The sequence below is a fragment of the Frankia sp. CeTa3Moorea genome (assembly GCF_978021225.1).
In genome coordinates this window covers 24,268-33,860 of sequence record NZ_CDXDOR010000047.1, presented here as the reverse complement: position 1 = coordinate 33,860, position 9,593 = coordinate 24,268, and the positions used below count along the sequence as shown (strand labels likewise).

The 9,593-nt window shown below is 74.3% G+C and carries 7 protein-coding genes and 1 riboswitch; all 7 genes read right to left on the bottom strand.

Annotation, left to right across the window (positions count from 1 at the left end):
• Nucleotides 1-647: 647 nt before the first annotated feature.
• Nucleotides 648-1,130 (bottom strand): 6,7-dimethyl-8-ribityllumazine synthase, encoded by a 483-nt coding sequence (gene ribH / locus AC08OV_RS10910; RefSeq protein ID WP_462186897.1) that lies wholly within the window; start codon nt 1,128-1,130, stop codon nt 648-650.
• Entirely contained in the window at nt 1,127-2,620 is a 1,494-nt protein-coding gene (locus AC08OV_RS10905; RefSeq protein WP_476613185.1) for a bifunctional 3,4-dihydroxy-2-butanone-4-phosphate synthase/GTP cyclohydrolase II, read from the bottom strand. The genes ribH and AC08OV_RS10905 overlap by 4 nt, the downstream gene beginning before the upstream one ends.
• Nucleotides 2,617-3,315, bottom strand: coding sequence for a riboflavin synthase (locus AC08OV_RS10900; RefSeq protein WP_476613184.1), 699 nt, complete (start codon nt 3,313-3,315; stop codon nt 2,617-2,619). The genes AC08OV_RS10905 and AC08OV_RS10900 overlap by 4 nt, the downstream gene beginning before the upstream one ends.
• A gap of 128 nt (nt 3,316-3,443) precedes the next feature.
• A riboswitch (FMN riboswitch) is annotated at nt 3,444-3,573 on the bottom strand.
• A 69-nt stretch (nt 3,574-3,642) separates the two neighbouring features.
• Nucleotides 3,643-4,353 carry a ribulose-phosphate 3-epimerase gene (gene rpe / locus AC08OV_RS10895; protein WP_476613183.1) on the bottom strand — a complete coding sequence of 237 codons (711 nt, stop codon included), beginning with the start codon at nt 4,351-4,353 and terminating at the stop codon, nt 3,643-3,645.
• Nucleotides 4,354-4,386: 33 nt separating this feature from the next.
• Complete coding sequence (locus AC08OV_RS10890; RefSeq protein ID WP_476613182.1) at nt 4,387-5,844, bottom strand: RsmB/NOP family class I SAM-dependent RNA methyltransferase; 1,458 nt, start codon at nt 5,842-5,844, stop codon at nt 4,387-4,389.
• Complete coding sequence (fmt, locus tag AC08OV_RS10885) at nt 5,841-6,926, bottom strand: methionyl-tRNA formyltransferase (protein WP_476613181.1); 1,086 nt, start codon at nt 6,924-6,926, stop codon at nt 5,841-5,843. The genes AC08OV_RS10890 and fmt overlap by 4 nt, the downstream gene beginning before the upstream one ends.
• 316 nt (nt 6,927-7,242) lie before the next feature.
• Complete coding sequence (locus tag AC08OV_RS10880) at nt 7,243-9,453, bottom strand: primosomal protein N' (RefSeq protein ID WP_476613180.1); 2,211 nt, start codon at nt 9,451-9,453, stop codon at nt 7,243-7,245.
• Nucleotides 9,454-9,593 lie beyond the last annotated feature (140 nt).

Genomic DNA, 9,593 nt, shown 5'->3' with positions numbered 1-9,593 from the left:
GCCGTGCTCCCGCGCCCCCCGGAGGGGCCCCCCGTCCGACCGGCACCGGGCTCCGAACGGGTCACGCCCGGACGTGACCGGATGGGACGACGGGTAACCAGAGCGTTACGGGGCGTCTGAGGCTCGGTCAGTCGTAGGCCGAGCAGCGAGATGGGGCGCGCGTCCCCGCCATCACCCGGTTCGGTCGCGCCGGGATCCCGCCGGCCGGGCCCGGCCGCGATCCGTTCCCCGACCTCCGGATTCCCTCCGACCGGGCCGGTCGACGCCGACGTCTCGTCACCGTTCCAACTCCCACCGTGACTTACCATCCGCGCCACCCCGCCCCCATGTGTACCGGCCGACGGGACCTCCTCCGATCCCACCGCGAAGTATGACGCCAGAGCGCAAGGGCACCGATACGACGTGAGACCACAGTCTCGTGTAACCGGCCGTCCCGACAAGAGCACCGGACTGATCGGGACAGACTGATCGGGACAGCCGGAATCAGAGCCACGAGCAGCGAACACACCACCGGCACACCCGATCCACTTCGAATCGCCATGTGACGGCAACACCATACCGAGAGCATGTCACGCGGACGGATCGGCCTCGCACCGTGCGTGTGAACTCCTGATGCGGAACGTTCCGGCCAGTGATGGCGTGGGAGCTCAGCCGGCGAGTTCCAGATCGCGCAGCACCGCGGCGGTGCCCAGCGCGGCCAGGGTCGCCTCCCGGCCCTTGTCCTCGCTGGACCCGGGCAGCCCGGCGCGGTCCCGGGCCTGCTCGACGGTGTCGCAGGTGAGCACGCCGAAACCGACGGGGACGCGGGCGTCGAGGGTGACGCGGGCGAGCCCCGCGGTGACGAACTGACAGACGTAGTCGAAGTGGGGGGTGCCGCCCCGGATAACGACACCGAGGGCGACGACGGCGTCATGCCGCGCCGCCAGCGCGGCGGCGATCACGGGAAGCTCGACCGCACCGGAGACCCGCACGACGGTGGGTGCCGTCGCGAGGCCCGTGTCCTTCGCGGCGCGCAGCGCGCCAGCAAGCAGCGCATCGGTGATCTCGGCGTGCCATCGGGTGGCGACCACCGCCAACCGCATGCCCGCGACGGGCGGAAGCACCTCCGCGGGAGCCCCGAGGCCGCTCACAGACCCTCCCCCTCGGCACAGTCGGCCCCGGCGGGCGTACCCGGGCCCGCGCCGCCCGCGATGGCCGTGCAGCCGGAGGTGACGGGCACCCTCGACGCCCTCGACGCCCCCGGCACCCCCGGCACCCCCGGGATCCAGCGCGAGCCGGCCGGCTCGTCCTCGCCCACGGCCCTAGGCAGATCGGACATGCCGGGTAGACCCGGAAGGCCGGGCAGACCGGGAATGACATGTCCCATCCGGTCCCGCTTGGTGGTCAGGTAGCGCAGGTTCTCCGGCGTCTGGGTGACCGGCATCCCGATGAGTTCGACGATGCGCAGGCCGTAACCCTCCAGCCCGGCCCGCTTCGTCGGATTGTTGGACAGCAGCCGGAGGCCGCGCACGCCGAGATCGACCAGGATCTGGGCTCCGGTGCCGTAGTCGCGGGCGTCGGCCGGCAGGCCCAGCGCGAGGTTGGCGTCGACGGTGTCGTGGCCGGCGTCCTGCAGTTGGTAGGCCCGCAGCTTGTGCATCAGGCCGATGCCCCGGCCCTCGTGGCCCCGCATGTAGAGCACCACCCCGCGCCCCTCGGTCGCGATCATGCGCAGTGCCGCGTCGAGCTGGGTTCCGCAGTCGCAGCGCCGGGAGCCGAAGACGTCCCCGGTGAGGCATTCGCTGTGCACCCGGACCAGCACGTCCTCGCCGTCACCGAGCTCGCCTCGGATCAGCGCGATGTGTTCGACGCCGTCGAGGATGTTGCGGAACCCGACCGCCCGGAACGCCCCGTAACGCGTCGGAAGCGATGCCTCCGCGACCCGCACCACCTGCTTCTCGGTCCGCCGACGGTAGGCGATGAGATCGGCGATGGAGATCAGCAGCAGCCCGTGCTCGCGGGCGAACTCGGCGAGCCGGGGAAGCCGGGCCATCGTCCCGTCGTCGTTCACGATCTCGCAGATCGCACCGGCCGGCCGCAGCCCGGCGAGCCGGGCGAGGTCGACCGCGGCCTCGGTGTGGCCGGGGCGGCGCAGCACCCCGCCATCCTTGGCGCGCAGCGGGAAGATGTGGCCCGGCCGGCTCAGGTCGCCGGGCATGGTCTGCGGGTCGGCCAGCAACCGGATGGTGCGGGCCCGGTCGGCGGCGGAGATCCCGGTGGAGACGCCGTCGCGGGCGTCCACGGTGATGGTGAACGCGGTGCCCATCCGCTCGGTGTTGTGCGGGACCATCTGGTCCAGTTCGAGCCGGTCGGTGTCGGCGGCGTCCATCGGCACGCAGATCACACCGGAGGTGTACCGCGTCATGAACGCGACCAGCTCGGGTGTGGCGGCCTCCGCCGCGAAGATCAGATCACCCTCGTTCTCCCGGTCGGCGTCGTCGACGACGACGAGCGGGCGGCCGGCGGCGATCTCGGCGAGCGCGTCCTCGATGGCGGCGAACCGCACGTCGGCATAGCCGGCGGGAAGGACACCGGCGGGAAGGGTGGCCGTCGAGGAGGCGCCGGCCGCGGATGTCGTCATCGGTGTCGTCCGTTCGGTTCGATGGGGCCGGCATGCAGCTTCTCGACGTACTTGGCCAGCACGTCGACCTCGATGTTGACCAGGGAACCCGGCGCGCGGCGACCCAGCGTGGTCAGTTCGAGCGTGGTGGGGATCAGGCTGACCGTGAAGGTGGCCGGTGAGTTGCCACCGGCCGGCGAGATGTCGACGACGGTCAGGCTCACCCCGTCCACCGTCACCGAGCCCTTCTCCACGAGGTAGCGGTCGAGCCCCTCGGGGAGCGCGATGCGCACGAGCTCCCAGCCCTCACCGGGCTGCCGGTCGAGGACCGCGCCGACGCCGTCGACGTGCCCCTGGACCAGGTGGCCTCCCAGCCGGTCCGCCAGCCGGACGGGACGTTCGAGATTCACCCGGTCACCGACGGTGAGCTTCCCGAGAGAGGAACGCACCAGCGTCTCTCGCATCACGTCAGCAGTGAACGCCGACGGGCCGTCCGTTGTGCCGGGTGGGCCGCCGGCCGTACCGGTCTCGGCGCCCCCATCGAGCCCCGGGCGGGCGAAGGAGGTCACCGTGAGACAGACACCGTTGACGGCGATGGACGCGCCGTGACTCACATCACCCAGAACCGTCTGACAGGCGATGGTGAGTGCCGCCGACTCCGACCGCGCATCCACCGCGGTCACCACGCCGAGTTCCTCAACGATGCCGGTAAACATCCGACCCGTGCCCCTCGCTCCCGGGCACCCGCACCCTGGGCGAGGAGAAAACCACGCGGGACCACGCCGGCACGCTCACGCCGGCACGCGCCCGCGAGCGGTCAACGACCACCACGGGCACTCGGCCCGCGCGCATCCTCCCATCCGGACTTTAACCGTCGGTCCCGGAATTCCACCGGGTCAGCCGTCCCAGTACCTGCGGACGGGTCGCGGACTGTCACCGCCGGTTCGGAGTTTCACCGACCCCGGAGCGCGCGTGCTGTTGGTTGTACTGCCTCAAGTCTGGCATATGAAGCCGCCGGACGCCGGTGAAGCCGCCGGACGCGGTCACGCCGGCCCAACCGCCGAGCGTGGCGCGGGCGGGGACAGCCGGGGCGCCGCCCGCAGCGCCTGCTCACGCAGCCGCTCGACGGCCTGGCCCGGATCGGCCGCCCCGAAGACGGCCGTGCCGGCGACGAACACGTCCACACCCGCCACCGCGGCCCGTTCGATCGTCTCGGCGTTGACCCCGCCGTCAATCTGCAGCCATAGGTCCAGCCCACGGGCGTCGAGCAGGCGCCGGGCGGCCTCGATCTTCGGCAACACCTCGGTCATGAACGTCTGACCGCCGAAACCCGGCTCGATGGTCATCAGCAGCAGCAGGTCGAACCGGTGCAGGTCGTCGAGATAGTGCTCGATCGGGGTGTTCGGCTTCACGGCGAGGCCGGTGCGGGCCCCGGCCGCCCGGATCGCCCTGGTGGTGCGGGGCAGGTCGGACACGGCCTCGGCGTGAATGGTGACGTTCGCCGCGCCGCGCTCGGCGTACCCGGCCGCCCAGCGGTCGGGATCGTCGATCATGAGATGGCAGTCGAGCGGAGTATCCGTCACCGCGCGCAGGGCCGTCACCGTGTCCGGCGCGAACGCCAGGTTCGGGACGAAGTGGTAGTCCATCACGTCAACGTGCAGCCAGTCAGCCTGCCCCTCGACCGCCAGGGCCGCGTCAGCGAGCCGGCCGAAGTCGGCGGCGAGCAGGCTGGGGTAGATCTGCGCGGTGGCCATTTCGCGAGGGTATCGGCTCCCGGGTCCGACGCCTCAGCTGTCGACCCGGCGCAGCAGGGCGACGAACATCGCATCCGTGCCGTGGAGATGCGTCCAGAGCTGAACGAACGGGCCGTCACCGAGCCGGTCGACCTCCGGCAGGGTCAGGCGGGCATCGAGGATGGAGGTGTCGGCGCGTTGTCCGGCCACGCCACGCACCACCTCGACGCTCTCAGCCGGGTGCGGGGAACAGGTCGCGTACGCCACCACCCCGCCCGGGCGGACCAGGTCGAGCGCGGCAACGAGCAGCGCACGCTGGAGCGGGACGAGCGCGGCCACATCGGCCGCGGTCCGCCGCCACCGGGCCTCCGGCCGACGCCGCAGTGCTCCGAGGCCGGTGCAGGGGACGTCGACCAGCACCCGGTCGGCCCCATCGGGCCGCAGGGGCGCCGCCCGGCCGTCGGCGCGCACCGTCCAGGCCCGCGCCGCGCCGCCCAGGGACCGGGCCACCATGGCCGCCCGGGCCGCCCGGGGCTCGACCGCGATCAGGGCCGGCCTGTCCGGCAGACCCAGCCTGTCCGATGAGGCGGAGCCGCCGAGCAGCGCGGCGAGCAGGGCCGCCTTCCCGCCGGGACCCGCGCACAAGTCGACGGTCAGCCCGAGGTCGCGGCCCACCGTCGCCGCGCGGGCCAAGGCCAGGGTGACGAGCTGGCTGCCCTCGTCCTGCACGGCGGCCGCGCCCGCGGCCACGGCGGGCAGCCCCGCCGGGTCCCCGCCGTCGAGGCGTACCGCATACGGCGAATAGGAGCCGGGCCGGGCGGTCAGACCTGCTTGCGCGGCCTCGGCGAGCAGCTGGTCACGGTCCACCCGGCCCGGACGGGCGACCAGGTGTACCGCGGGTCGGGCGTCGTCTGCCTCCAGCGCGGCGCGGGTCGCCGTGAGGTCGCCGGCCAGGGCCTCCGCGACGACCTCGACGATCCAGCGGGGATGCGTCGTCACGACCGCCAGGTGACCGACAGGGTCGACATCGAACTGCGGCGCGGACAGCATCGTGGCGAGATCGCCGCCGGTCTCGGCCACCCGGGCGGCCACCCGACGCAGCACGGCGTTCGCAAAGCGGACCGGGCGCTCGCCGCTCGTCGTGCGGACCAGCTCGACGGTGCTGGCCACGGCCGCGCGGGCCGGGACCCTGGTCCGCAGCAGCTGGTAGGCGCCCAGGCGCAGCGCGTCGCGCACCGGCGGGTCGATGGTGTGGACGGGTCGACTCGTCGCCGTGTCGAGCACCCCGTCGAGGGTGCCCTGCGCGCGCAGGGAACCGTAGGCGAGCTCCGTGACGAACCCGCGGTCCCGGGCGGACAGTCCGCTGCCCGCCAACAGGGACGGCAGCAGCAGGTTGGCGTAGGAGCCGCGGTCGTCCACCGCCCGAAGCACCTCCCAGGCCAGCAGCCGCGGCCGGTCGACGCTTGACGCTGGCCGGGGCCCACGGGTGCCCGGCGAACCGGCCGATCTCACGACGTTCCTCCACTGATTGGCATCGCGCCGGCCGGGCCACCGCCGGCCGGGCCACCGCCGGCCGGGCCACCGCCGGCGGCGCCGGCAGCGGTCCGTGCGCCGATCTCGCCGAGGGTCTCCCCCTCGGCGATCCGGACCCCGCGGGCCCAGGCGGCGGCCGCCATCGGGCCTCGCCCCTCGGGACGTACCTCGCCGAGGAGCACCGGGCTTGTGCCCGTGCCGACCGCCACGTCCCCGCCGGGGAGCACCATGATCTGACCCGCCGGCAGCCCCCCCGCCGGCAGCCCGGCGGGCAGCGCTACCGGCCCGGCCGACCGACCGGGCACCGCACCGAGGCGCACCGGGCCGATCTTGAGCCGCCGGTCGCGGAACGTCGTCCAGGCTCCCGGCGCGGGAGTGGCGGCCCTCGCCAGCCGATCCACCACGATCGCCGGCTTCGTCCAGTCGATCCGGGCCTCCTCGACGGTCAGCTTCGGCGCGAAGGAGATCCCCTCGGCGGGCTGGGCCACGGGCCGTACCGTCCCGTCGGCGATGCCGTCCATCACCGCGACCAACAGCCCGGCGCCAGCCTCGGCGAGCCGGTCCAGCAGGTCACCGGAGGTGTCCGTCGGCCGAACCCGCTCGGTGAGGACACCGTAGACCGGACCGGAGTCCATCGCCGGTTCGATCTGGAAGACGCTCGCGCCGGTCAGGTCGTCCCCGGCGAGCAGGGTGCGCTGCACCGGAGCCGCCCCGCGGTAGGCCGGCAGCAGGGAGAAGTGCAGGTTCACCCAGCCGTGGCGGGGAATAGCGAGCGCCGCAGGCGGTAGCAGCGCGCCGTAGGCCACCACCGGGCAGCAGTCGGGCGCGAGGCCGGCAAGCGTGGCCAGGAACTCCGGGTCCCGGGGCCGGTCCGGGCTGAGCACCGGGATGCCGGCCTCGTCGGCCAGGACGTGGACGGGGGGCGGCTTCACCTTCCGCCCCCGCCCGGAGGGCCGATCGGGCCGGGTGACAACCGCGACCACGTCATGGCGCGAGCTGTCGATCAACGCCCGCAGGCTGGGCAGAGCCACCGCCGGGGTACCGGCGAAAACAAGACGCATACGCGAAGCACCGATCCGTCGCGACGTCATTGCCGACGCCGTGACCGTCTCCGGGGGTCATCGATCCGAGGTGTCCGACCGGGCCGGGACCATCCCGCCGTTCTCCGGCCGGGAGTACGGGCTGACGTCCACAGGCCTGTCGCCGCCGACGACCGTACCCCGCCGGCGCTCGGAGGTGGCGGACGGCCGCGGTCCGGGCCGGGCCCGCGACCGGGGATCATGAGCCATGGCGCGAAGCCGGGCCGTGGTGCGCGGGGCCACGCCAGGCGGTGCGAACCAGACCACGCCGGCGCTACCCGAGGACCACATGCCGGCGCTACCCGAGGACCAGGGGGTCGAGCTGGATCCGTAACCGGCCGGTGGTTCGCCGGGTCGCGAGGACGCCGCGAGCGGATCGCAGCGAGGCCGCCAGGGCCGCGCCGCGCTCGCGGCGGACCCGGATCAGGACCCGTTCGATCTCCTCGGGGCCGGAGGTGGCGCTGTCGGGGCCGCGCTGCCCGGCGCCCACGGCGGACGGATCGCCCTGGTTCGCGCCGTCGAGAACGGCCCGCGCGGACGGTGCGGGGGGCAGCGGTACCGGCCCGAGCACATCGGCACCGTCGGGAAGCTCGACGGCGGCCAGCAGCTCCGCAACCGCCGCGGCGGTGCCCGCTACGGACGCCATCCGGGTCGCCGGCGGGAACCCCAGCTCCGCCCGCTCGTCGGCCTCCCGGGCGACGAACGTGCCGGGATCCCAACGGACGAGCGCCTGGACCGGCCCGAGTCCGGCGTCGGCCGCGACGATGACCCGCCCCCCGCGCGCGGCGGGCCGGGCGAGCGCGGCGGCGGCGGTCCACCGGCGCAGAGTCTCCTCCCCCGCACGCAGGTCGGGACGGCCCAGCAGAGCCCAGCCGTCGAGGAGCAGCACCGCCCCATAGCCGCCGTCCGCCACGGGCTCCGCCCCCGGGGTCGAGATGACGAGGGCCGGTTCGGCGGGCACGGTGGCGAGCACCCCGTCCCGGCCGGAGGTGCGGACCGGGACGCCGGGAAAGGCCCGCCCCAGTTCCTCCGCCGTACGACGATCTCCCGTCACCGAGGCGCGCAGCCGCGGGCCCGAACAGGACGGGCAGTGCCAGACCGCCGCGGCGACCGGACGGCCGCACCACCGGCAGGAGAGCGCACCACCGCCCGCCGCCCGGCCCAGCGGCCCCTGACAGTGCGGGCACCGGGCGGGCCGCCGGCAGGCCGCGCAGGCCAGTGACGGCTGGTATCCCCTCCTCGGCACCTGGACCAGTACCGGCAGACCGGCCGCCAGCGCATCCCGGGCGGTCCGCACCGCGAGGGAGGGCAGCCTCGCCGCCCGGGCGGCGGGGTCACGGGCGTGTTCGAGGTCGGAGCCGGTGGTCTCGGCCCGGGGAGCCAGCGCGCGTACCTGCTCCCGGGGCAGCACCACCGGGTGCGCCCACCCCGTGCGCACCAGCGCCTCGGCGTCCGTCGACGGGCAGAACCCGCCGATCACGAGCGCGCACCCCTGGAGCCGGGAGCGCAGGACGGCGACGTCTCGGGCGTGCGGGTACGGGGCCAACGGCTCAGCATGCAGGTCGTCACCGTCATCCCACACCACCACCAAGCCGAGCTCGGCCACGGGCGCGAACATCGCCGCGCGGGTACCCACCACCGCCCGCGCCTGTCCGCGGCTGACCGCGAGGAACGCGCGATACCGCCGGGCCGGGCCTAGATCGGCCCGCAGTGCGATGGTGGTCTCCCGACCGACCGCGGCGACCATCGCCGCCTCGACCCGATCGACATCACGATGATCGGGTACGACGACGAGTACGCCGCGACCGGACGCCGCCGTAGCGGCGGCCGCGGTGGCAATCATCTCCGGCCAGGCGGGGCCGGGCGGGGCCCACCAGACCGCCCTCGGTGACCTGCCCGCAGCCAGGGCGGTGAGCATCGACGGACCCGTGGGATAGCGGCCCCACTCGCCGGGTTCCGGCGGCACAGCCTCAGGCCCCGGCGGCACAGCCTCAAGCCTCGGTGAGACAACCTCCGCCCGGCCGTGGCGGGGAGGCACGGCGAGCCGGAGGACGTCGGCCAGCGTGCCGGCGTAACGATCGGCAACCGCGCGGGCGAGTTTCGCGACGGACTCGGACAGCACAGGCTCCGGCGAGATCGACCGGGCCAGCGGCGCGAGCTGACCGGAATGGTCGGAACTCTCGCGACGCTCCAGCACGAACCCGTCGACCAGCCGGCCCGCGAACCGGACCCGGACCCGGGACCCCGGCACCGCCAGGTCAGCCAGGTCCGCCGGCACGAGGTAGTCGAAGGGGCGGTCGAGATGGGCGAGCGGAGTGTCGACGGCAACCCGCGCCACCGGCAGCCGCGCGGCGAGCGGCCGCGGCGAACCGGGACCCGCGGAGCGCGAAATTCCCGACCGCGAAGCCCCCGACCGGGCACCCCCCGGGCCGGCCGCCGCCGGGCCGGCCGCTGACGGGCCGGCCGCTGACGGGCTGAGGTCGGGGAGGGCGCCGGGGTGCTCGGTCATGACGGCATTCGTACCAGCCGCCTACGACATCCTCCGACCCCGTTCCCTCGCCGGGACGGCGACCGGCGGGACACGACCTCCCCGACCTCCCCGATCTCCCGATCCGCTCCCGGGACCCGCGTGACAGGGGTCCCGCAGGG